This is a genomic window from Nitrosomonas sp. (assembly GCF_022842015.1).
Lineage (GTDB): Bacteria > Pseudomonadota > Gammaproteobacteria > Burkholderiales > Nitrosomonadaceae > Nitrosomonas.
On sequence record NZ_JALHQJ010000001.1, the window covers coordinates 1 to 21,928 of the forward strand.

Here is a 21,928-nt window from a genome sequence, read left to right on the forward strand (position 1 = left end):
ATGTACTTTCTAAGACAAGATGAAGTCGCAGGGTTAATTTTTTTGATGAATGCGCAGTATAAAGGATTTTTGGTCAAGAACTGAAACCGTGTTTCACCGGTATTCGTTATACTAATTCGCTATGAATGAAAAAATCGATAAAATAAAACAACATGCACAAGATTTACGTGCTGAGATCGAACTGCATAATTACCGGTATTATGTGCTGGATAATCCGACCATTCCCGATGCCGAATACGACAAACAACTGCGCGAGTTACAACGCATTGAGCAAGACTATCCGCAACTCATCAGGGCCGATTCACCGACGCAACGCGTTGGTGCGGCCCCGCTTAAAGCTTTTTCACAAATTTTACATCGTAAGCCAATGTTGTCGCTGAGTAATGCATTTGAGGAGGTGGAACTGGAGGCATTTAATCGGCGTGTTTGTGAAGGATTATTGGTAGACAGCGTCGAGTTTGCGGTAGAGCCTAAATTCGACGGATTGGCTGTCAGCTTATGCTATGAAGGTGGCATTTTTAAAACCGGTGCGACACGTGGTGATGGTTACATAGGTGAAGATATCACTTTGAATCTAAAGACGATTAAATCTATCCCTTTGTCGCTTCCAGTCGATAATCCGCCGCCATTGCTGGAAGTGAGAGGCGAAGTGTTAATGCTGAAAGCGGATTTCTTGAATTTAAATCAGCGCCAGGTAGCTAAAGGTGAAAAAGAGTTTGCCAATCCGCGCAATGCTGCAGCAGGGTCGTTACGTCAACTGGATTCTGGTATTACCGCAACCCGGTGCTTAACTTTCTTTGCTTACGGCGTTGGAGAATATCAGGATAGCCACATGCCGTTGGATAAACACAGCCATGTAATGACATATCTCGCATCGTTGCATTTCCCCGTTGCCAAAGAAAGTAGCGTAGTTAAAGGGCTGCAAGGATTGTTAGCGTATTTTCAAGCGATCGAGTTGCAGCGTGAGCGCCTGCCGTATGATATTGATGGGGTAGTGTATAAAGTCAATTCCTTGACGCAACAGAAACAGTTGGGATTTGTGTCACGCGCGCCGCGATTTGCGCTAGCGCACAAATTTCCGGCGCAGGAAGCGGTCACGCAACTGTTGGGTATTGATGTACAGGTTGGCAGAACCGGAGCCTTGACACCGGTTGCACGTTTGAAGCCGGTTTTTGTCGGTGGCGTGACCGTGACCAATGCTACCTTGCACAATGCGGATGAAATCGAGCGCAAGGATGTTCACATCGGTGATGCCGTCATTGTGCGCCGCGCGGGCGACGTAATCCCAGAAATTGTATCGGTGGTACTGGAAAAACGTCCGGCTGATGCGCGGGTTTTTTCGATGCCAGAGCATTGTCCGGTGTGCGGCGCTAAAGCAGTGCGACTTGCCGATGAGGCGGTATCGCGCTGTACTGGTGGATTATTCTGTCCGGCACAACGCAAACAGGCGATTTTGCATTTTGCTTCGCGTCGAGCGATGGATATTGAAGGTCTGGGGGACAAGCTGGTGAATCAAATGGTCGATCAAGCGATTGTGCGTACCCCAGCGGATTTGTATAAATTGGGGTTAGGCGCACTTGCTAATCTGGAGCGCATGGCGAAAAAATCAGCCGGTAATATTCTACGCGCGATAGAAAAAAGTAAACATACGACATTAGCAAGATTTATCTATGCATTGGGAATCCGTAACGTTGGAGAAACAACCGCAAAGGATTTGGCGGCACATCTAGGCAGTCTCGACCGACTGATCGAAGCTGATAGCGTGCGTCTGCAACAGATTCCGGATATCGGTCCGGTGGTTGCGCAAAGCATCGCGGATTTCTTTGCTGAAGCACATAACTGCGAAGTGATTGAGCAATTGCGCGCCTGCGGGGTACATTGGAATGAGCATGAAGGAATATCCGTTTTAGTCGGTGAACCGAAACCATTGTATGGTAAGACGTTTGTGTTGACCGGAACACTGCCCACACTGAGCCGCGAAGAAGCCAAAGAAAAGATTGAAGCGCTGGGTGGTAAAGTCAGCAGTAGTGTGTCAAAAAAAACCAATTATGTTGTCGTAGGTGCAGATCCAGGCAGCAAATATGATAAGGCGCTGAGTTTAGGAATTTCAGTGCTGGATGAGATAGGATTAATGGAACTGCTGCAATAACGCTAAAAATAACCATGCTGACTTACCAACAAGCGCAACAAATTCTCGATGCGGCTGAACTCATTTATTCCGAGCATACGGTCGCGCAAACGGTGCATCATATGGCACTGAATATCACGCAGTTGCTATCGCGGCAACAACCCCTGGTTTTATGCGTGATGGGCGGTGCGGTGGTATTTGCCGGGCAACTGCTGCCAAAACTTCCTTTCCCGCTTGATTTTGATTATTTGCATTTATCACGATATAACAAACAACTACATGGCGGGGAAATTCAGTGGCGAGTGGAACCTGGAGAAGATGTTAAAGATCGGGTTATTTTAGTGCTGGATGATATTCTGGATGAAGGCATTACGCTTGCTGCCATTCGTGACAAAGTGTTGGAAAATGGCGCAAAAGCATTTTATAGTGCGGTGTTTGCTGAAAAAAGAACGGGCAGGCCGAAGCCACTGCAAGCCGATTTTATTGGATTGACAGTTCCGGACCGCTATGTTTTCGGGTTTGGCATGGATATACACGGCGCATGGCGGAATTTACCCGCCATTTATGCAGTAAAAGATTGAATCTAATTTTGGGAGGATCATGTTTGCAATTATTGGCGGCAGCGGAATGACGCAATTATCCTGCCTGGAAATATCCCGTCGGGAAATCATACGAACCCCGTACGGTGAGCCTTCCGGCCCGTTGACCTTTGGTAAGATGAAGAATGAAGACATCGTTTTCCTGGCGCGGCACGGACACGGACACACGATTCCGCCGCACGCGATCAATTATCGCGCAAATTTATGGGCGCTGCACTCATTGAAGCCTTCGCATGTCATTGCCGTAGCGTCAGTGGGCGGTATCCGCGCGGATCTGACGCCGGGCCGATTGATGATTCCGGATCAAATTATTGATTATACCTATGGACGCGGCTTTACTTTTTTTGAAGGCAAGGATCAACCGGTAACGCATATTGATTTAACTCTTCCGTATAGCCAGCGCACTCGCACATTGCTGCTGCAAGCTGCAAAAAATGCCAATAAAGATGTTTTCGATGGCGGAATTTATGCCGCCACACAAGGCCCCAGGCTGGAAACGGCCGCCGAAATCAACCGATTGGAACGCGACGGCGCGGATATCGTGGGCATGACCGGCATGCCAGAAGCTGCGCTGGCCAGGGAATTGGGTCTGGATTACGCCAGTATTGCCGTGGTTGCCAATTCTGCCGCTGGACGCGGTACTAACGTGAGTGGCATTCCATTGAAGGAGATTTATGCCGTGTTGGAACAAGCAATGGTGGGCGTCAGAAATATTCTGGAACATGTGGTGAGTCGCGATGGCCATTAAACCCGTACTTAAAATGGGTGAGCCGTTGCTGCTGCAAGTGGCTAAACCTGTCGAGCAGTTCGATACTCCCGAACTTCATGAACTGATTCATAATATGCAGGATACCATGGAGGATCTGAATGGTGCAGGCTTGGCGGCACCCCAGATTGGCGTGAGCCTGCAAGTCGTCATTTTCGGATTTAAAAAGAATCAACGCTATCCCGATGCCGATGAAGTGCCTTTTACGGTTTTACTAAACCCACAATTAACGCCATCAACCGATGAAAAAGAAGATGGATGGGAAGGTTGTCTCAGCGTACCAGGCATGCGCGGCATGGTGCCACGCTATGCGCATTTGCGCTATCAAGGTTTCGATCAATATGGTAAAGCAATCGACCGCACAGTCAGCGGATTTCACGCGCGCGTAGTGCAGCACGAATGTGATCATTTGCTGGGCATTCTGTATCCGATGCGGATCAAGGATTTTCGTTCGTTTGGGTTTACGGATGTACTATTTCCTGGACAGGAGGTTGTGGATGATTAGGTTTATACCAATTAGTCAGCAAAGCGCATGAGTCGCCGCGAAACTCCAATGACAGTTTGGTATTGGGAACAGATCGGAGGAATTCTGATTGAGGAGTTTCTCGTAATTCCTAAAAGAGATGGACAAGGTAGACGTCTAATTGATGCCGTTATTATCCGTGGTCAGGAAAACGCGCGTATGCCTGTGAGTTCTCGAGTTAGCCTAGAGGGTAAAGATGTCGTGGTTGTACAAACCAAAAACAGTCGTCTTGGTATGTACTTAATGGGGCAAACCTTATTCTCAGCTCAACTTGTTAGGCAGCACTTCAACCCTCGAAGTGTTTTGTCGGTTGCTCTGTGTTCTCAAACGGACCGGATTCTTCAGCCCATGCTTGAGGCATATGAGGACTGTAAAGTCGTTGTCTGCCCAATTGAGTAAACTGACTAACAATTAATCCAACGATCTTGGAATTAGAGCAGGCTACTTGCAGTTATTTGGTAACTACACTGTTTCGGAAGCAAACAGGAAATTTTAGCGAATATTACTGATAACTCGATATTTTTGGTGTTTTGATCTGTTAGCTATTATTTAAATAGTCCCAAAATCCATTCTGTCAAATCCGGTTTGACAACAACCAGGATCACTACCACAAACAAAATCAGCACCGGGAATTCATTGAACCAGCGATAAAACACATGGCCATGTTGATTGGCATCATTTTTAAAAGCCGTGACAAATTTTCCGCAGTAGTAGTGATAGAAAATCAATAACAGAACTAACGCCAGCTTGGCATATAACCAACTTCCCGTGAAACCGTAACCCAGCCACAGCCACACGCCGAACACTACAGTCAGCACTGCGCCGGGAGTCATGATGCCATAATAGAGTTTGCGCTCCATAATCTTGAAGCGCTCTTTGCCAGGTTGATCTTCGCATTGGGCGTGATAGACGAATAAGCGTGGCAGGTAGAATAGTCCGGCGAACCAAGTGACCATGAAAATGATGTGCAGCGATTTTATCCAGAGCATGATTGCGTGAATGATTAGTGTTAAAGTTGTACGAGATAGAGATTGTGATTTTAGCGCTATTCCCTGAGATTAGGGGATTATGTGTAATGATTAGTAATTTAATTAAAGAGCGGAATGATTATGGATCAACATTATCAAAATTTAATTCAGAAACTGGAAGAAATTGTTCACTTGAATGGCGTGATGAGCACGCTGGGGTGGGATCAGGAGGTGATGATGCCTGCGGGTGCCAGTGGGGCGCGCGCGAAGCAGATTGCGGCGCTGGCAGGGGTGATTCATGAGCGCATGACTGATCCTGCGTTGGGGGATTGTTTGAATGAGCTGAAAGAAAAAAATTCTGATTGCCTGAGTGAAGTGGAGCGCTGCAATATCCGCGAAGCGCTGCACAGTTATGAATTGGAAACCAAAGTGCCAAAACAGCTGGTGCAGGAGCTGGCGGAACTGGGGTCGCGTGGGCAGGGCATTTGGGTGATGGCGCGGAAAGAAAACAAATTTTCTGACTTTGCGCCAGTGTTAAAGCGTTTCTTGGAATTGAAAACAGAATGGGCGCAGCGGGTGTCGCCGGATTTGGAGCCTTATGACGCTAATATCGATCTGTTTGAGCGCGGAACAACAATCAATATGATCACACCCATATTTGAGCGCCTGAAGCGGGAATTAATACCGTTGATTGAGGCCATTCAGAACCATCCTCAACAACCGGATACGTCTTTCTTGCAGGGCAGGTTTGCGCTGGACAAGCAGGAAGCACTGGCGCGAAAAATCAGCCAGGATATCGGTTTTAATACTGAACAAGGCCGTATTGATGTGTCGGTGCACCCTTTTTGCGGCGGTAGCCATCCGACCGATGTGCGGATTACGACGCGCTATAAGGACAGCGATTTTATCGAGTCATTGTATTCAGTAATTCACGAGACGGGGCATGCACTGTACGAGCAGGGGCGCCCGCATGAGCTGGGAGATTTGCCTGCATCCGAATCATTAACGATGGGGATTCATGAATCCCAGTCGTTGTTCTGGGAGCGCATGGTTGCGCAAAGCAAGCCGTTTTGCTCGCATTATTTCGACACGATCCGTGCGACGTTTCCGGACAATCTACAATCCGCTACTGTGGATTCTTTTTATCGGGCGATCAATACGTGTAAACCGGATTTTATTCGCGTGGAGGCGGATGAAGTGACGTATCCGTTGCATGTCATATTGCGCTACGAAATCGAGAAGGGCTTATTTGAAGGTTCGATGCAGGTCGATGATTTGCCTGGCATTTGGAGTGAGTTGATGCAGAAATATCTGGGAATTAAGCCGCCTACAGATACGTTGGGCGTATTACAAGATTCGCATTGGAGCGGTGGGGCGTTTGGGTATTTCCCTTCGTATACGCTGGGTGCGATGTATGCGTGTCAGTTTTATAATACATTGCTGAATGAGCAACCGGAGACGGAAAAAAACATTGCAACAGGAAATTTTGCACCGATTAAAGGTTGGTTAAATGAGAAAATTCATCGTCAAGGAAGGCTTTACACACCGCAAGAGATTGTTCAGCGTGTGACAGGCGAGGCATTGAATTCAGACTATTTTATTGGTTACTTAAAAAATAAGTACAGTGAAATTTATGGGTTGGTTTAATGGTTATTACTTAGACTCGGCTTTGCAGTAAGCAAAATTCTTTGATCTGATTCAGTTTTGCTGTGTCTGCTTATGACCTGATTACTTTCTATCCATTTTTTGACACGATTTGCGTCACCGATACGCGTATTTTTACCCCATGAATTGAGTAGCACGATGACAACGGGTTGTCCGGAAATTTTGGTGTGCATGACTAAGCAGCGTCCGGCCTCATTCAGGTAGCCAGTTTTGGAAACGTCGATAGTCCAGTTTTGGCTCCGCACTAAGCTATTGGAATTGACGTACTGCAATTGACCGCGCTTATTTCCTGGAGATACTGAATGTTGAAATGCGGTAGAGAATTCGCGTATGACAGCATAGCCGTTGGAAGTAGCGGCTAGTTTTGCCAAATCGCGCGCGGTTGCTACATTACTACTGCTTAATCCGGTAGGTTCGACAAACTGGCTATTAGACATACCAATTTGTTTGGCTTTAATGTTCATGGCATTCACAAATGCCTTGGCGCCGCCGGGATAGGTTCGGCCTAGCGCAGCAGCTGCCCGGTTTTCTGAGGACATGAGCGCCAGCTTCAACAATTCATGTCGTGACAATTTGCTGCCTACTGGAAGTCGAGAAGTCGTGTACTTCAATTTATCGACATCAGCATTTTCTATCGTGATGATTTCATTCGGCGGTAAACGTGCATCAAGTATGATTATGGCAGTCATTAGCTTGGTGATTGAAGCAATGGGCATAACCTTATCAGCATTCTTGTCATAAATGACGTGCTCATTCTTTGCATTAAAAATAAGAGCCGCTTGAGATTTAATATCTAGATTGTTATTTTGTGCCAGTGAACTATTGGCATAAAAAAATAGAATGCAAGACAGAATAAATATTTGTTTCATTATTTTCCTTCTCAATGGGTGAAAATTGCAAATCAAATCCAGTACGTATTAATTCACGCATTTTTATGAGCGAGGAAAATATCTTTTAATTTTTTTATTATCAAGATACTTTATAACAAAAAATATTTAGTTAGTTGGGCGATTGTATGCGCATTCCAAAATGTGTTTTCTGCGTTTGATACACAAAATATAGGCCAAGCTGACAGTTGCTTTATTTATTCTCCATCCAATCTATACAATTCCCTAGATGAAGCAAAAAAACTCTTCTATCCAAACTTGACCTATCTATAGCTATCCTGCTGCTGATTTATTATTTACCAAAGTTTGGGTGTTTTATTTTAGCAGGACAGGTAACCATTTCACCATCAACACGATCTTTAATTTTCTCACCGGCTTTTTTGTTATCGCATTGCATTTTATTCAAGATGTCTTGGGCAGCCATTGGTGGCATTGAAGATTCTTTGTTTCCGCTTGCCATAGTGGCAGACGATCCCAATAAGAAGACTAAACCAATTGCAGCGATTAGAAATTTGCTCATTTTCAACTCCTATATTAATGTTATGAAGGAAGCCAATTTTTTATACCTGACTTACCAGCCATGAATTTATCACAATCATGACTGATATGGCCATTTCTTTTTTTAAATCTTATAATAAAGAAACGGTGAACGAGTGTATTTTTGTGATTGATTAACTTTAAATTGATTAAGTAAGATAGCAGACTTTACTAAACTAATTGATTTGTCATATAAATAGAACTGCTCCGACGCGACGCCCTTCTTCAACTAGAATATTATAAGTCCTGCAACAAGCTCTTGTATCCATAATTTCAATTCCAACACCCATTTTAGCCACTTGACTCAGTAAGGAATAATTTGGAAATTGATGTGAAATACCCGTGCCTAGAATAATGATTTCAAGTGCATGAGGCAACAAATTTTCAAAATGTTGAATTTCTAGTTCAGAAATTGAAATAATCGGCCAGTTTTCAATCAACTGATCCGGTAATACAATCAAATTCTTTTCATATCTTATTTGATTGATTACTACATATCCGTCACCATACCCAGTGAAAATATATTGATGAGAGAAATTGGCAGGGTGTAATTTCAACGCTTTGCTCCATAATGATTTGATCACATCAACAGCGATTATGCATGAATTAAATCAGAATACAACCAGCATTGTGTAGGTGTTTTTGGGCAGATTCAAACTAACTGCTCATTTTTTTCAGCTAGCTTTATTTCTACAAAGTTAACTAATGAACTGAGTTTTTCAAAAGTCTTGGCACTAATCTCGTCATCTTCTATTGAGATGGAAAACTTTTTCTCTAAAGCCAAGATAACCGTAACGACTGCCACTGAATCAAGCTCAGGAATGCTTCCAAGTAATCTTGTGTCCGGTTCCATTGCATCAAGTCGTTTGCCTAATCCCAGGGTATCAGTCAGAATTTTTTTGATTTCCAGCGTATGGTTTGTATTAATCACAGTAAAAAATTATTTGTTATTCGGTATTGCGTGATTATAAATCTGATTTAGATCATTATCACTGATTTACAGGGTGATAATTTTTTGTGCTTGGTTATTGCATGGGAATTATTTTGCTAGCGACGAATTATGGCCTTATTTCAACGATAGAATTGGGCCGTGCTAATCCGCTAATGATTCGTCCTGATTTATTGCGAACTTGAATAACCTGACCATCAGCTGCATCAGCTAAAGCTTGTCCTTCCGATTGGATATTAAATCCGCGGCCTTGTACGACTAGATTGACGGTTTGTCCACGCAAGATTACATGAGGAGCTCGTAGCATCTGCGGGCGCAGTGGTTGGCCGGCGGGTAAATTGGTTGCAGCGACTTTGCCAACTATTAGCGCGGCATCGGTGAGTATGCCTTCGGGTAATTGTGTCAAATTGGTATTCTGAGGTGCTATATCCTCATATGTAATAATTTGTCCAGTAGCGATAGGCCGCGTGGTATGTAATACGTCCGACATTACATTTATCTCTGCTTGCACGTAGATGGTCCAAGTTGCAAGCTCGCTATTACAACGGACACCAATCGAAGTTTTCCCCCACAGGCGATTGCCTACGGGAATAAAGGGCTCTAATTGCGGACATTTTGGTAACGCCAGATGTTTATCAATTTGACCGACATTCACGATGACTTGTCCAGGTAGATTAGCTGTGTTGTTGTAAAGGAAATTCTCAATTGCATTATTTATCAGAGGTATTTCTTGATTAGAGAGAACAGTTTTGTGCCGAGATGCAAGTGCAGGGGTAAAAAAAACAAGTGCCAACATGAATAGGCAAAGAATTAATGTTGAGTAACGTATCATAATTTTTTTATCCGCTGAGCCATTCGTTCTTGCCGGTTTCGGCAAATATTGCCGCCATATCCACATATTAAACAATTGCAAATGGATTGATGCTCAAAGATAACGTCTGTTTCTTGTCTTTATTGTTGATTCGTCTATCAATCTTAACATTTAACATAGTTGGCATGCTAACTGCTAATAAATGAATAGAAAATATTTGATTAAGGCGATAAAGAAGATGATCAACAAACTTGATAAAGAATTAAATTATCACCATAACGCTTTAAGTTTAAGGGTCGCAAGGCAGGAATTGCTTTCAAGCAATGTGGCTAATGCTGATACTCCTAATTTTAAAGCTAAAGACATTGACTTTGCCAGCATGCTTCAAGAAAAGGTTTCTTCAACTCGAGACCTGAAAAAAGTAAGCCTTAATACGACATCGACAACGCATATTAATTCCTCTACCCCCGGATTATTCGGAGACAATATTCTATATCGCGTCCCCCTACAACCTAGTGCAGATGGGAATACGGTGGATATGGATATGGAACGCACCCGGTTTGCTGATAATGCAATTAAGTACGATGCGAGTATCGCTTTTTTAAATTATGAATTTAGATTTTTATCATTAGCATTGCAGGAGAGATAATAAATGTCATTGTTTAATGTATTTGGTATAGCAAGCTCGGCCATGTCTGCACAGTCGCAACGTTTGAATGTGGTGGCGAGTAATCTTTCTAATGCGGACAGTGTAACCAGCTCGACTGGAGAGCCTTACCGTGGACGTCAAGTTGTTTTCAGCACATTACGTGCGGATGCTAATGGTGCAGCTGGTGTTAAGGTTGCAGGTGTTATTCATGATCCCTCGCCAATGCGACAAGTATTTGAGCCCAATCATCCATTTGCGAATCCAAGCGGTTATGTAACGATGCCGAATGTCAGTGTCGTCGATGAAATGGTCAATATGATGTCGGCTTCACGCTCGTATCAAAATAGTGTCGATATGATGAACACTACTAAATCACTGCTGCAAAAAACCCTGACTATAGGCCAATAAAGGAGCATTTCATGAATTCAGTACAACAACAAACCGATTCGCAATCAGTATCATTGGGAACCACGACAGGTATCACAACTAAGAAACAAGCCGAGGATCCTCAAGATCGCTTTCTGAAGCTTCTGGTCACCCAAATGAAAAATCAGGATCCATTGAAACCGCTGGATAACGCAGAAGTGACCAGTCAGTTGGCACAAATTAGCACGGTGACAGGTATCGATAAATTAAATTCAACGCTGCAGCAATTGGTTTCTAGTACTGATGATAGTCGATCAGTAGAGGCGTTGGGAATGATTGGACATAGCGCTTTCGTTCCCGGCAAGTCAATATCTCTTGAAGGAGAGGGTGCCATAGCTGGGATCGAATTAGAACAATCGGTTGATCAAGCTATTGTAACGATATTTGATAGTTCGGGGATTGTAATTCACACCAAGGAACTGGGTGTGCAACCGGCCGGTGTTAGTACTATTGGTTGGGATGGCATGACAAATAGCGGCACTAAAGCTGCCGATGGTGACTATACCTTTGCAGTCACGGCAAAACAGGGTGACAAGGAAGTAAAAGTCGACACACTTTCATTTGGCACAGTAAACAGTGTTTCCCATGGTGAGCTGGGAACGCATCTGGATATGGGTAAGTTGGGATTAGTCAGTTTATCTGACATTAAACAGGTTTTTTGATTAGGAGAACAAGATGAGTTTTCAACAAGGTTTAAGTGGTTTAAGTGCGGCATCGACAAATCTTGATGTCGTTGGCAATAACATTGCCAATGCGAATACTGTTGGGTATAAACAAGCTCAAGCTCAATTTACCGATATATTTGCAAACTCGTTGGACGGGGCAGGTTCTTCCCGTACGCAGATAGGTATCGGTGCGCGGGTAGCCACGGTCGCACAATCATTTAATCAAGGGGATATTGCGCCAACTAATAATCCGCTGGATATAGCGATAAATGGACAAGGCTTTTTCCGCATGAGTGATAACGGTGTAATCAGTTATAGTCGGAACGGTCAGTTTCGTCTTGATGGGAATGGGTTTCTTACAGATGCAAATGGAACAAATTTAACGGGATATGCTGCAGGTGCCGATGGAAACATAGACTCCAGTCGACCAACCCTTTTGAAATTAAGTACTTCTGATATTCCACCAAAAATTACATCAACTTTCAACTTGGGTTTTAATTTGAAATCAGATGCAACAGCACCTGAAGTGGCTACTTTTGATGCGAATAACCTCAGGAGCTTTACTGACACAAATTCTGGGAGGTTTTTCGATAGCCTGGGTAATGAGCATATATTTACCTATTATTTTCAGAAATCAGATACAACAGCCAATACATGGAATATGTATGCGAGTGTCGATGGTGCAGTTGATCCAACAACGGGTGTTCCTATTGGGGTTACTCTAGACGGCGCTGCTTCAGTAACCTTAACGTTCGATAGTAATGGAATTTTGACTGCACCGTCTGCACCTTTTGACGTGTCGGTTGATTTTGCAACCATCGAACCGACGCTGGGAGCAGGCTCTCCTATGGTTTTTGCTTTGGATATCACAACAGCCACACAATTTGGACCTGCTTTTGGCGTTAATTTAGCACAGGGTGATGGGTATGCATCGGGTCGGTTGGCTGGTTTTACCACAGCTGCTGATGGTGTGATTCAAGGAAATTATAGTAATGGGCAAAATAGGTCACTGGGACAAGTTGTCTTGGCTAATTTTGTTAATCCACAAGGCCTAAATCCTATTGGGGATGGCCGTTGGATAGAAACACCCAGTTCAGGCCAACCTTTGGTTGGGCAGCCAAACTCGGGAACATTAGGAACACTTCAACCTTCAGCCGTTGAAGCTGCCAATGTGGATTTAACCTCTGAATTGGTGAAAATGATTACCGCGCAGCGCATGTATCAAGCAAATGCTAAGACCATTGAGACCCAGGATGCTGTTTTGCAAACATTGGTTAATCTTTAACTTTATTACCCGAGCTGAGTAAGCATTCATGGACCGACTTATTTATACATCGATGACTGGTGCGAACCATACGCTGAATCAACAAGCGACCGTTGCACACAATCTCGCTAATGCATCGACAACGGGGTTTCGGGCTGAGGCTAATGCATTCCGCGCTGTCCCAATATATGGCGATGGATTGCCGACACGTGCTTTTGTTGTGGATTCTACGACAGGCTCCGATTTCACTACGGGTCCATTGGAGACAACTGGACGTGATCTTGATGTTGCTGTTCGTGGCCCTGGCTGGATTACCGTACAACTTGATAATGGTGAAGAGGCGTATACCCGGAATGGCAGCTTGCAAGTTGGTGCCAATGGTTTGTTGTTAACACAAAATGGATTGAAAGTTAAAGGTGATGTGGGGGTCATTTCTGTTCCGCCGGAAACACGCATTACTATCGGTGTAGATGGAACTGTATCGACAGTCCCGCTTAATGCCCTGCCAAATACGGTGGCTATAGTTGGGCGAATTAAATTGGTTAATCCCCTAGAGGAAAATCTTGTAAAAGGTGCCGATGGCTTGTTTCGTCAAAAAGATGGCAAAGAAGCGATCGTTGATGCCAGAGTTCGATTGATTGATGGAACACTGGAAGGAAGTAACGTGAATGTTGTGCATGAAATGGTCAGTATGATCGCTCTGGCTCGTCAGTTCGATATGCAAATGAAGATGCTGGAGAACGCGGAGCGCAATGCGCAACAGGCAAGTCAAATTATGCTAGTTAGAGCTTAGCAACAATTAAATATAGGAATTGATCAAATGATACGTTCATTATGGATTTCCAAAACGGGTTTAGAAGCACAGCAAACTAAATTGGATGTTATTGCTAATAATTTGGCGAATGTTAATACCAATGGCTTTAAGCGGTCTCGTGCAGTATTTGAAGATTTGATGTATCAAACATTGCGACAACCAGGCGCTCAGTCTTCGCAACAGACTCAATTGCCTTCCGGCTTACAGCTTGGTACGGGCGTTAAACCAGTTGCAACTGAAAGTATATTCACTCAGGGAATAATACAACCAACTGATAATCCTCGCGATGTGGCAATCCGGGGGTTGGGTTTCTTTCAGGTTTTAATGCCTGATGGTACAACAGCTTATACACGTGATGGAGCATTTCAATTAGACCTTAATGGTCAACTTGTAACATCCAGTGGATATATGGTGCAGCCGGCAATTGTTGTTCCACCAAATACACAGACCGTCACTGTAGGGCGAGATGGTACCGTATCTGCAACAGTGCCAGGTGCAACTGCACCGATACAGCTTGGCAATATTCAATTGGCAAGTTTTATTAATCCATCGGGATTACAGAAAATGGGTGAGAATTTGTACATGGAAACTGCATCCAGCGGAACACCCAATCAGAATGCGCCTGGTACCAATGGACTGGGGATTCTTGATCAGGGGTTTGTTGAAACTTCAAACGTAAGTGTAGTGGAGGAGTTGGTTAATATGATTCAAACCCAGCGCGCTTATGAAATGAATTCAAAGTCTATTGAAACATCTGATCAAATGTTGCAAAAACTGGCGCAACTATAACTGGTTAATTACCGGGAGTAATAGAATGGTTAACAGCCAACTGCTGATAGACAATAAATATAGCTCTCTGTATGTGTTGATACTCTTCATGCTTGCATCGGGTTGCACATCCATTCCAGCGACAGTTACCCATCAACCTAATTCTTTGCGTCCAGCCCATCAAAGCTTGGCGGTTATTCAGCCTAATGGCTCCATTTTGCAAGCCCTTAATAGCACGACGAATGGAGTGCGCTATACACCATTATTTGAGGATCGACGCGCAAGAAGTGTTGGCGATACAATCATTGTTACCTTGAACGAACGAACAAATGCAAGTAAGAGTTCAGAAAGTAATGTGGATCGCTCTGGAAGTATTGATTTCTCGGTTCCTAGTCTTTTGGGGATACCTTTAAGTTTTTTAAAAAAACATGCCACAGTTGAAGCTAAATCCAACAATAGTTTTGATGGCGGCGGTGAAAGTTCTAGTAAGAATAATTTTATAGGAACGATTACGGTAACAGTGATTGAGGCACTACCAAATGGAAACATGGTTGTCAGCGGAGAGAAACAAATTGGAATAAACCAGGGACAAGAGTTTATAAGGCTTTCTGGAGTGATCAATCCAATACATGTTATGGCAAACACCATATCATCAACACAGATAGCCGATGCACGCATTGAATACCGCGCCAACGGTTATATTGATGAAGCACAGACAATGGGATGGCTATCACGCTTTTTTCTAAATGCGACACCTTTTTGATGGTTTTAATACATTTATCTGATTTCCTAAGAAAACACATGCCATTATGAAAATTCCGCACCTAATTATCCATAGCCTACTGATGATATGTTTGTTGTTACCGGGCATAAGTTTTGCGGATCGAATTAAGGATTTAGCATCGATTCAGGGAGTGCGTAATAATCAATTGATAGGCTATGGTTTAGTTGTTGGCTTAGATGGCAGTGGTGATATGACTACCCAGACGCCATTTACGGTACAAAGCATTATTAGTATGCTGGGACAATTAGGCGTTAATCTGCCGCCCGGCACCAATTTGCAGCTAAGGAATGTTGCCGCTGTGATGGTAACAGCAACACTGCCTGCATTTACTAAAACCGGGCAACATATTGATGTTACGGTGTCATCCATGGGTAATGCAAAAAGCTTGCGTGGAGGTACATTGTTAATGACTCCGCTAAAAGGAGCCGATAATCAAGTTTATGCGATGGCGCAAGGAAGTATTCTGGTAGGCGGTATCGGAGCGGCTGCTGGAGGAAGCAGTGTACAGGTTAATCATCTTAGCGTTGGGAGAATCAGTGGGGGAGGTATAGTTGAGCGTGAAATTCCAACAGTAGTCGGGCAGGGGGATTATATTAATCTTGAGTTAAATTCAACCGACTTTACAACGGTGAATCGAATTGTGGATGCCATCAATTTACTTTACCCATCTTCTGCTGTTGCGGTTGATGGACGTGTTGTGCAAGTAAAAGCGCCTATAGAAACTAGTCAGAGAATTATGTTTATTTCTCAGATTGAAAGCATGGATGTCGTTCCCGCTAAAGCAACAGCAAAAGTCATTGTCAATTCCCGCACCGGATCTATTGTAATGAATCAATCGGTCACGCTTGAAACAAGTGCTATTGCGCATGGCAATTTATCGATCATTATCAATACTGAACCTGTCATTAGTCAACCAGGCCCATTCGCACAGCGCGGTGAGACTGTTGTTACACAACGATCTCAAGTTGAAATACGTACTGACGAAGGAAATTTAATGCTGTTGCCAAATGGTGCTGATCTTGGTGAGGTTGTTAAAGCTTTAACGGCGATTGGCGCAACAACACAAGATTTATTGTCAATTTTACAAGCACTAAAAGCGGCAGGTTCGCTGCGCGCAGACTTGGAAATTATTTAACCCCGAGAGTACACCCATGATGATATCACCGGATATTTCAAGCAAGCTTGCGATTGATGCTAAAAGCATTGATGATTTGCACTTGATGGCTAAGCGTAACCCGGAGCAGGCTTTGCACAAGGCGGCACAGCAATTCGAGGCATTGTTTATGAACATGTTACTTAAAAGCATGCGGGAAGCAACTCCTAAGGATGGAATGTTTGATAGTCAGCAAACACAGTTTTTTACGCAAATGTATGACCAACAGCTTGCTCAGCACCTGTCAACCAAAGGGATTGGCATTGCTAACATATTAGTAAAACAATTAAGTAGAGTTGATGGGTCGATTGAACCACAGACTTCGATAAGCCAGGCCGATGCCATTTTGTCTTCTATCAATGCAGTCAATCAACCATTATTGATAAAAAATGGGCATCCAAATGATAGATCAGAACAATTGTGGCCTAGTACATATAATTCAAGGCAAACGCTGACCTCAGTAGAAAAAATGAATTCGTCGGATGAAGCTTTTGTTGCACCTGCCCAAGTCGAATTACAAATGAAGAAGTCATTTAATCGATCAATGGATTTTATCAATACGCTTCTGCCACATGCAAAGATTGCCTCACAATCGACGGGTATTCCTCCTCATTTTATGCTGGCCCAAGCGGCGCTGGAGAGTGGATGGGGTAAACATGAGATTCGTCGTGCTGATAATAGCCCAAGCTACAATCTGTTTGGTATTAAAGCCAGTGCAAGCTGGAAAGGTGACACTGTGGAGAAGGTAACTACTGAATATATCAATGGTACACCGCAAAAAATAGTCGATAAATTTCGTGCTTATAGCTCCTATGCGGAAGGATTTAATGATTATGCTAGATTGTTATTGGATAATCCACGTTATGCAAAAGTCTTAGAATCTTCTGATTTCTCGGCGTTTGCAACGGGTCTGCAGCGAGCCGGTTATGCAACCGATCCAAAATATGCCGAGAAGTTGATTCGAATAAATAATAGTGAAGCATTACAGAATCGTGAGTTCATCTGATGAAGAAAAATTTTCAATTCTTTTATTAACTTACCGATATAACTATTATAGATTTTTATAAATTAAAGGTCGGATATAAGCTATGGGAAATGGTATTCTTGACATTGGGATTTCTGGTTTATTAGCTGCGCAGAATCAGTTACTAACAACCAGCCATAATATTAGTAATATGGCTACCCCTGGGTATAATCGCCAGCAGGTTATGCTTAATACCAATATGCCACAATCATCGGGAGCCGGATTTGTTGGGCGCGGAGTTCACTCGACCACAGTTCAACGCGTATACAATCAATTTCTTGCTAACCAATCGTTACAGATTCAAACACAAAGCCAGTCGCTCGATAGTCAATATGCACAAATAAAACAATTAGACGATTTGTTGGGAGACACTGCTTCCGGACTTTCTCCGACACTTCAAAATTTTTTTAGTGCGCTACAAGATGTGGCATCAAATCCATCGGTAGTTCCATCACGACAGGCTATGATAAGTAATGGAGAAGCGCTTGCGGCGCGTTTCCAAGACATGGATCAGCGTATGTCACAAATGAGAGAAGGTATTAACGCTCAAGTCACCAGTATTGTGGTTGAGGTAAATTCATTAGCAAGCCAATTGGCCGATATAAATCAACAGATCACATTGGCGGAAGGTGCGGCTGGTGGGCAGCCCGCTAATGATATGCTGGATCAGCGCGATGAACTCATAAATCGACTAAGTAAATTAATCAATACGGATACTGTTCGGGAAAGTGGTGGTGCTATAAATGTTTTCGTTGGTAATGGCCAAGCATTAGTTGTAGGAAGTAAAGCACTAACGTTACAAGCGATTCAATCATCTGACAATCCAAGCGATTTAACCTTAGGTCTTGTTTCTAGAAATAGCACTATTCAAATTCCTGAGAGTCAGATCACAGGCGGAGCTTTAGGAGGACTTTTACATTTTCGAAGTGATACGCTGGATAGCGCACAAAATGCATTAGGAAGAGTGGCCATTACTTTAGCTCATAGTTTTAATGAGCAACATCAATTGGGTGTGGATCTAAATGGAGATATGGGGGGGAATTTCTTCACTGTGTCTTCACCCAAAGTAACATCAGCCTTAACCAATAATCCGACTTCTAGTATTACTGCAAGTATAAGTGATTATGGTGCCTTAACTGCGAGCGACTATCAGTTCTCGTACGATGGTACTAACTATACATTGACAAGACTGTCGGATAATACTTCGATAAGCACTTTAGTTGCTCCATCAGGAGGGGCGCCATTAATGCTTGATGGTATTTCCGTTACGGGAGCGACTATTCTTGCCAATGAAAGATTTAGGATACAACCTACTGTAAATGGTGCGAAAGATATTGCAGTAAATATTAATGACACATCCAAAATTGCTGCAGCGGGGCCTAATCGTGCCAGTGCAGCAATTGCGAATACGGGCACTGGAAAAATCAGTGCCGGAACTGTAAATCCATTGCCCCTAGATCCTAATCTACAGCAACCATTAACTATAACATTTCATTCACCATACGATGGTCAATATGATGTGACTGGTACTGGCACTGGGTTGCCGGCTACGAATCAAGCATATGCCGAAGGAGCGGATATTAGCTTCAATGGTTATACTTTCCAAATTAGTGGGAGCCCCGCTGCAGGAGATATCTTTACAATTGCACCTAACCTTAACGGATCTGCTGATAATCGTAATGCATTGTTACTGGGTGCTTTGCAAACCAAAAATACCGTAGGAAATGGGACGGCATCATACCAATCTGCATACGGACAGCTGGTTAGTCAAGTTGGTAATAAGACACGGGAGTTAGAAGTGACCAGTAAGTCGCAAGCTAATTTTCTTGCACAAATTGAAAATACTATACAGTCTACATCAGGTGTTAATCTAGATGAAGAAGCTGCTAATTTAATGCGCTTCCAGCAGGCTTATCAAGCTGCAAGTAAGATCATTGAAATGAGCAATACATTATTTGATTCAATTCTTCGCATTCGTTAGATGTATTTCTAACTTGGAGACAATATCATGCGCGTTAGTACAAATACAATTTATGAAACCGGAACAAATTTGATGCTTCAGAACCAGAGCACTTTAGTTAAGACTCAACAGCAGCTATCTACCGGTAAACGAATCCTAACACCTTCAGATGATCCAATTGCTGCAGCACAAGCATTGAATATCACTCAAGCAGCATCATTGAATAAGCAATTTTCAGTTAATCGTGCCAGTGCAAGCTCCTCATTGGGGTTAGAAGAGAATGTATTAAAGGAATTGACCTCGATTCTTCAAAGCGTGCACAGCTCAACAGTTTACGCTGGAAATTCATCACTAAACGATGCGGATAAAAAAATTCTTGCTACTGAATTGCGTGGTAAGTTTGACTCATTAGTTGGCCTAGCCAATACTACGGACGAGAATGGACAATTCTTGTTTTCAGGATTTCAGGCTAATACAAAACCTTTTGTGAAAACGGGGCTTAGTGTGCAGTATGCAGGGGATCAAGGACAGAGAATGAATCAGGTTGGTCCGGCGCGTCAACTTGCTGTCAGCGATTCGGGTACTGATGTTTTTGAACGTATAAAGAACGGAAATGGTGTTTTTTCAACGGCAGCTGACTCACTAAACAATGGTACTGGCATCATTGATAAAGGATCAGTAATTACACCAGCTAGTCTTACAGGTGCGAATTATGAGATTGATTTCACTGTTGCTGCTGGCGTGACAACTTATAACATTGTCAATACAACTACTGGATTGGCGGTTTCATCAGGAAATCCTTATACAAGTGACAGTGCAATTAGTTTTGATGGAATACAGTTAAGTATTAAAGGTGATCCAGAAAATGGAGATAAATTTACAGTTTCCCCAAGCAGCAATCAAAGTATTTTTAAAACCATGAGCGACTTAATTACGGCGCTCGAAACACCATCCAGCGGTCAACCCGGAGGCACGCGGTTGTCAAATAGTTTAGTTGCAGCGCTACAAAACATTAACAATAGCCTGGAACATGTGCTTACAAAACAAGCTGCCATTGGGGCCCGGATGAATGAAATCGATAGCTTAGAAAGTGTTGGTGATGATCAAAACATTCAATTTGAAAAATTACTTTCTAATTTACAAGACGCTGATTTGTCGGAAGTGATTTCTAATTTCCAAAGACAGCAGTTATACCTTCAGGCTGCACAGCAATCCTATGTTAAAATTTCCGGGTTGTCCTTATTCAATTATATTTGAAAACACTTAATTGCGCTTGGTTTAGCTTTTTTTCTGATAATTTATGCTTTGGTAGCCGATATCGTGACGAATCTGATAACCATCAAAGTGAATTTTCTTAATGAGTTTATAAGTATTTTCCTGCGCTATTTTCACGTTTTCTCCAAGTGCCGTTACGCATAAAACCCGCCCACCTGCAGTCATAATTTCCTTTTCATCTTTTCCACCCATGATCGTTCCGGCATGAAAAATATGAAAACTATCATTATCTTCTTGTTCATTGATGAATTCATGCAGGCCATGAACTACATCATTTTTTCTTGGATTTTCCGGATAACCATGTGCAGCCATTACAACGCCAAGTGCAGTACGCTTGTCCCATTCGACATCAACTTTATTAAGCGTTTCATTGATAGCATGCTCAATGAGTGTCAAGAGATCGCTTTTTAAGCGTAGCATAATAGGTTGCGTTTCCGGATCTCCCAGACGACAGTTAAATTCCAGTACGTTTGCATGGCCATCCGCTGTAATCATTAAACCGGCATAAAGAAATCCGGTGTAGTGGATGCCTTCTTGTTTTAATCCGCTAATGACGGGATCAATGATATTGCGCATGATTTGTCCATGTAGATTGGGCGAAATAAAAGGAGCAGGCGAGTATGCGCCCATTCCACCAGTATTAGGGCCCAATTCTCCATCGTAAAGGCGTTTATGATCCTGGCTAGTCGCTAATGGGAGAATATGGAGGCTATCAGTCATGACGATAAAGCTGACTTCGATGCCTTGAAGAAATTCTTCAATAATGATTTCGCAGCCTGCAGCGCCAAGATTTTTCTCAACCAGTATCGAATTAACAGCCGAGTGAGCTTCATCGTAGGTTTGCGCGACAATAACCCCTTTTCCTGCTGCGAGGCCATCCGCTTTAATTACTAAAGGGACATGCTGTTGGTCTATATACTGATGTGCCAGTTCAGGGTCAGTAAAACTCTCATAAGATGCGGTGGGGATTTGGTGTCGCTGCATGAATTTCTTGGCAAAAATCTTTGAAGTCTCAAGCTGGGCTGCCTGTTGCTTTGGTCCAAAGATTTTTAAGCCGCTGGCCTGGAATGCATCAACAATACCTGCAGCAAGTGGTATTTCTGGCCCGACAACCGTAATTGCAATCTGTTCTTTCCGTACAAATTCGATTAGATCAGGGATTGATGTAATTGGAATATTCTCTAAACCGTGCTCGAGTGCTGTGCCCGCATTACCAGGTGCAACAAACACTTTATGTACGCGCGGTGAAAGACTTAACTTCCACGCTAGCGCGTGTTCTCTACCCCCTCCACCAATAACTAATAGCTTCATGA

Annotated in this window: 24 protein-coding genes; 17 read left to right on the plus strand and 7 right to left on the minus strand. The window is 43.2% G+C overall.

Annotated features, from left to right (window positions below; genetic code table 11):
- Positions 1 to 121 precede the first annotated feature (121 nt).
- Genes ligA through Q0C11_RS00025 form a run of 5 tightly spaced genes read left to right on the plus strand, consistent with a single transcriptional unit; the run spans position 122 to position 4,415 of the window.
- Complete coding sequence (ligA, locus tag Q0C11_RS00005; RefSeq protein ID WP_293004610.1) at positions 122 to 2,149, plus strand: NAD-dependent DNA ligase LigA; 2,028 nt, start codon at positions 122 to 124, stop codon at positions 2,147 to 2,149.
- A gap of 14 nt (positions 2,150 to 2,163) precedes the next feature.
- Positions 2,164 to 2,709: a hypoxanthine-guanine phosphoribosyltransferase gene (locus tag Q0C11_RS00010; RefSeq protein WP_293004611.1), complete on the plus strand. Its 546-nt coding sequence runs from the start codon at positions 2,164 to 2,166 to the stop codon at positions 2,707 to 2,709.
- A gap of 19 nt (positions 2,710 to 2,728) precedes the next feature.
- On the plus strand, positions 2,729 to 3,475 hold the full coding sequence (locus tag Q0C11_RS00015; protein WP_293004613.1) for an S-methyl-5'-thioinosine phosphorylase: 747 nt from the start codon (positions 2,729 to 2,731) through the stop codon (positions 3,473 to 3,475).
- Complete coding sequence (gene def / locus Q0C11_RS00020; RefSeq protein ID WP_293004615.1) at positions 3,465 to 3,998, plus strand: peptide deformylase; 534 nt, start codon at positions 3,465 to 3,467, stop codon at positions 3,996 to 3,998. Before Q0C11_RS00015 ends, def begins: the two co-directional genes overlap by 11 nt.
- Before the next feature lie 27 nt (positions 3,999 to 4,025).
- Complete coding sequence (locus Q0C11_RS00025; protein ID WP_293004617.1) at positions 4,026 to 4,415, plus strand: hypothetical protein; 390 nt, start codon at positions 4,026 to 4,028, stop codon at positions 4,413 to 4,415.
- Positions 4,416 to 4,561: 146 nt separating this feature from the next.
- Here the strand turns inward: Q0C11_RS00025 and hemJ are convergent, their stop codons facing one another.
- Positions 4,562 to 5,005: a protoporphyrinogen oxidase HemJ gene (gene hemJ, locus Q0C11_RS00030; RefSeq protein ID WP_293004618.1), complete on the minus strand. Its 444-nt coding sequence runs from the start codon at positions 5,003 to 5,005 to the stop codon at positions 4,562 to 4,564.
- Between the two features lie 120 nt (positions 5,006 to 5,125).
- Here hemJ and Q0C11_RS00035 point away from each other — a divergent pair, with 120 nt between their 5' ends.
- The gene (locus tag Q0C11_RS00035; protein WP_293004620.1) at positions 5,126 to 6,631 is read left to right on the plus strand and encodes a carboxypeptidase M32; all 1,506 of its coding nucleotides are present in this window, start codon (positions 5,126 to 5,128) and stop codon (positions 6,629 to 6,631) included.
- On the opposite strand, the gene pbpG is transcribed toward Q0C11_RS00035, so the two are convergent.
- The 5 genes from pbpG to flgA form a co-directional block, all read right to left on the minus strand.
- Complete coding sequence (gene pbpG, locus Q0C11_RS00040; RefSeq protein ID WP_293004621.1) at positions 6,628 to 7,518, minus strand: D-alanyl-D-alanine endopeptidase; 891 nt, start codon at positions 7,516 to 7,518, stop codon at positions 6,628 to 6,630. The genes Q0C11_RS00035 and pbpG overlap by 4 nt on opposite strands.
- A gap of 310 nt (positions 7,519 to 7,828) precedes the next feature.
- A complete protein-coding gene (locus Q0C11_RS00045; protein WP_293004623.1) occupies positions 7,829 to 8,056 on the minus strand; it encodes a hypothetical protein in 228 nt (75 codons plus the stop codon).
- Positions 8,057 to 8,261: 205 nt separating this feature from the next.
- Positions 8,262 to 8,630, minus strand: coding sequence for an Mth938-like domain-containing protein (locus tag Q0C11_RS00050; RefSeq protein WP_293004625.1), 369 nt, complete (start codon positions 8,628 to 8,630; stop codon positions 8,262 to 8,264).
- A 95-nt stretch (positions 8,631 to 8,725) separates the two neighbouring features.
- Positions 8,726 to 9,004 (minus strand): acyl carrier protein, encoded by a 279-nt coding sequence (locus Q0C11_RS00055; RefSeq protein ID WP_293004627.1) that lies wholly within the window; start codon positions 9,002 to 9,004, stop codon positions 8,726 to 8,728.
- Between the two features lie 127 nt (positions 9,005 to 9,131).
- The gene (gene flgA, locus Q0C11_RS00060) at positions 9,132 to 9,854 is read right to left on the minus strand and encodes a flagellar basal body P-ring formation chaperone FlgA (protein WP_293004629.1); all 723 of its coding nucleotides are present in this window, start codon (positions 9,852 to 9,854) and stop codon (positions 9,132 to 9,134) included.
- A gap of 217 nt (positions 9,855 to 10,071) precedes the next feature.
- On the opposite strand from flgA, the gene flgB reads away from it, so the two are divergent.
- The 11 genes from flgB (at position 10,072) to flgL (ending at position 20,597) form a co-directional block, all read left to right on the plus strand.
- A complete protein-coding gene (flgB, locus tag Q0C11_RS00065) occupies positions 10,072 to 10,482 on the plus strand; it encodes a flagellar basal body rod protein FlgB (RefSeq protein WP_293004631.1) in 411 nt (136 codons plus the stop codon).
- 3 nt (positions 10,483 to 10,485) lie between these two features.
- The gene (gene flgC, locus Q0C11_RS00070) at positions 10,486 to 10,890 is read left to right on the plus strand and encodes a flagellar basal body rod protein FlgC (RefSeq protein ID WP_293004633.1); all 405 of its coding nucleotides are present in this window, start codon (positions 10,486 to 10,488) and stop codon (positions 10,888 to 10,890) included.
- Positions 10,891 to 10,901: 11 nt separating this feature from the next.
- Entirely contained in the window at positions 10,902 to 11,570 is a 669-nt protein-coding gene (locus Q0C11_RS00075; RefSeq protein WP_293004635.1) for a flagellar hook assembly protein FlgD, read from the plus strand.
- A gap of 13 nt (positions 11,571 to 11,583) precedes the next feature.
- A complete protein-coding gene (gene flgE, locus Q0C11_RS00080) occupies positions 11,584 to 12,858 on the plus strand; it encodes a flagellar hook protein FlgE (protein WP_293004636.1) in 1,275 nt (424 codons plus the stop codon).
- A gap of 28 nt (positions 12,859 to 12,886) precedes the next feature.
- Positions 12,887 to 13,630: a flagellar basal-body rod protein FlgF gene (gene flgF / locus Q0C11_RS00085; protein WP_293004637.1), complete on the plus strand. Its 744-nt coding sequence runs from the start codon at positions 12,887 to 12,889 to the stop codon at positions 13,628 to 13,630.
- Between the two features lie 27 nt (positions 13,631 to 13,657).
- Positions 13,658 to 14,440 carry a flagellar basal-body rod protein FlgG gene (gene flgG / locus Q0C11_RS00090; protein WP_293004638.1) on the plus strand — a complete coding sequence of 261 codons (783 nt, stop codon included), beginning with the start codon at positions 13,658 to 13,660 and terminating at the stop codon, positions 14,438 to 14,440.
- A 25-nt stretch (positions 14,441 to 14,465) separates the two neighbouring features.
- Positions 14,466 to 15,182, plus strand: a complete 717-nt coding sequence (locus tag Q0C11_RS00095) for a flagellar basal body L-ring protein FlgH (protein ID WP_293004639.1) — start codon at positions 14,466 to 14,468, stop codon at positions 15,180 to 15,182.
- 46 nt (positions 15,183 to 15,228) lie between these two features.
- Complete coding sequence (locus Q0C11_RS00100; RefSeq protein WP_293004641.1) at positions 15,229 to 16,338, plus strand: flagellar basal body P-ring protein FlgI; 1,110 nt, start codon at positions 15,229 to 15,231, stop codon at positions 16,336 to 16,338.
- 16 nt (positions 16,339 to 16,354) lie between these two features.
- A complete protein-coding gene (gene flgJ / locus Q0C11_RS00105; protein ID WP_293004643.1) occupies positions 16,355 to 17,362 on the plus strand; it encodes a flagellar assembly peptidoglycan hydrolase FlgJ in 1,008 nt (335 codons plus the stop codon).
- A gap of 82 nt (positions 17,363 to 17,444) precedes the next feature.
- Positions 17,445 to 19,361 (plus strand): flagellar hook-associated protein FlgK, encoded by a 1,917-nt coding sequence (gene flgK, locus Q0C11_RS00110; protein ID WP_293004645.1) that lies wholly within the window; start codon positions 17,445 to 17,447, stop codon positions 19,359 to 19,361.
- A gap of 27 nt (positions 19,362 to 19,388) precedes the next feature.
- A complete protein-coding gene (flgL, locus tag Q0C11_RS00115; RefSeq protein WP_293004647.1) occupies positions 19,389 to 20,597 on the plus strand; it encodes a flagellar hook-associated protein FlgL in 1,209 nt (402 codons plus the stop codon).
- Between the two features lie 21 nt (positions 20,598 to 20,618).
- Here the strand turns inward: flgL and purD are convergent, their stop codons facing one another.
- The gene (gene purD, locus Q0C11_RS00120) at positions 20,619 to 21,926 is read right to left on the minus strand and encodes a phosphoribosylamine--glycine ligase (protein ID WP_293004649.1); all 1,308 of its coding nucleotides are present in this window, start codon (positions 21,924 to 21,926) and stop codon (positions 20,619 to 20,621) included.
- Positions 21,927 to 21,928: the final 2 nt, after the last annotated feature.

Coding starts and splice junctions, on each gene's coding strand:
- ligA (WP_293004610.1), top strand. CDS start 122: ATGAATGAAAAAATCGATAAAATAAAACAACATGCACAAGATTTACGT.
- Q0C11_RS00010 (WP_293004611.1), top strand. CDS start 2,164: ATGCTGACTTACCAACAAGCGCAACAAATTCTCGATGCGGCTGAACTC.
- Q0C11_RS00015 (WP_293004613.1), top strand. CDS start 2,729: ATGTTTGCAATTATTGGCGGCAGCGGAATGACGCAATTATCCTGCCTG.
- def (WP_293004615.1), top strand. CDS start 3,465: ATGGCCATTAAACCCGTACTTAAAATGGGTGAGCCGTTGCTGCTGCAA.
- Q0C11_RS00025 (WP_293004617.1), top strand. CDS start 4,026: ATGAGTCGCCGCGAAACTCCAATGACAGTTTGGTATTGGGAACAGATC.
- hemJ (WP_293004618.1), bottom strand. CDS start 5,005: ATGCTCTGGATAAAATCGCTGCACATCATTTTCATGGTCACTTGGTTC.
- Q0C11_RS00035 (WP_293004620.1), top strand. CDS start 5,126: ATGGATCAACATTATCAAAATTTAATTCAGAAACTGGAAGAAATTGTT.
- pbpG (WP_293004621.1), bottom strand. CDS start 7,518: ATGAAACAAATATTTATTCTGTCTTGCATTCTATTTTTTTATGCCAAT.
- Q0C11_RS00045 (WP_293004623.1), bottom strand. CDS start 8,056: ATGAGCAAATTTCTAATCGCTGCAATTGGTTTAGTCTTCTTATTGGGA.
- flgA (WP_293004629.1), bottom strand. CDS start 9,854: ATGATACGTTACTCAACATTAATTCTTTGCCTATTCATGTTGGCACTT.
- flgB (WP_293004631.1), top strand. CDS start 10,072: ATGATCAACAAACTTGATAAAGAATTAAATTATCACCATAACGCTTTA.
- flgC (WP_293004633.1), top strand. CDS start 10,486: ATGTCATTGTTTAATGTATTTGGTATAGCAAGCTCGGCCATGTCTGCA.
- Q0C11_RS00075 (WP_293004635.1), top strand. CDS start 10,902: ATGAATTCAGTACAACAACAAACCGATTCGCAATCAGTATCATTGGGA.
- flgE (WP_293004636.1), top strand. CDS start 11,584: ATGAGTTTTCAACAAGGTTTAAGTGGTTTAAGTGCGGCATCGACAAAT.
- flgF (WP_293004637.1), top strand. CDS start 12,887: ATGGACCGACTTATTTATACATCGATGACTGGTGCGAACCATACGCTG.
- flgG (WP_293004638.1), top strand. CDS start 13,658: ATGATACGTTCATTATGGATTTCCAAAACGGGTTTAGAAGCACAGCAA.
- Q0C11_RS00095 (WP_293004639.1), top strand. CDS start 14,466: ATGGTTAACAGCCAACTGCTGATAGACAATAAATATAGCTCTCTGTAT.
- Q0C11_RS00100 (WP_293004641.1), top strand. CDS start 15,229: ATGAAAATTCCGCACCTAATTATCCATAGCCTACTGATGATATGTTTG.
- flgJ (WP_293004643.1), top strand. CDS start 16,355: ATGATGATATCACCGGATATTTCAAGCAAGCTTGCGATTGATGCTAAA.
- flgK (WP_293004645.1), top strand. CDS start 17,445: ATGGGAAATGGTATTCTTGACATTGGGATTTCTGGTTTATTAGCTGCG.
- flgL (WP_293004647.1), top strand. CDS start 19,389: ATGCGCGTTAGTACAAATACAATTTATGAAACCGGAACAAATTTGATG.
- purD (WP_293004649.1), bottom strand. CDS start 21,926: ATGAAGCTATTAGTTATTGGTGGAGGGGGTAGAGAACACGCGCTAGCG.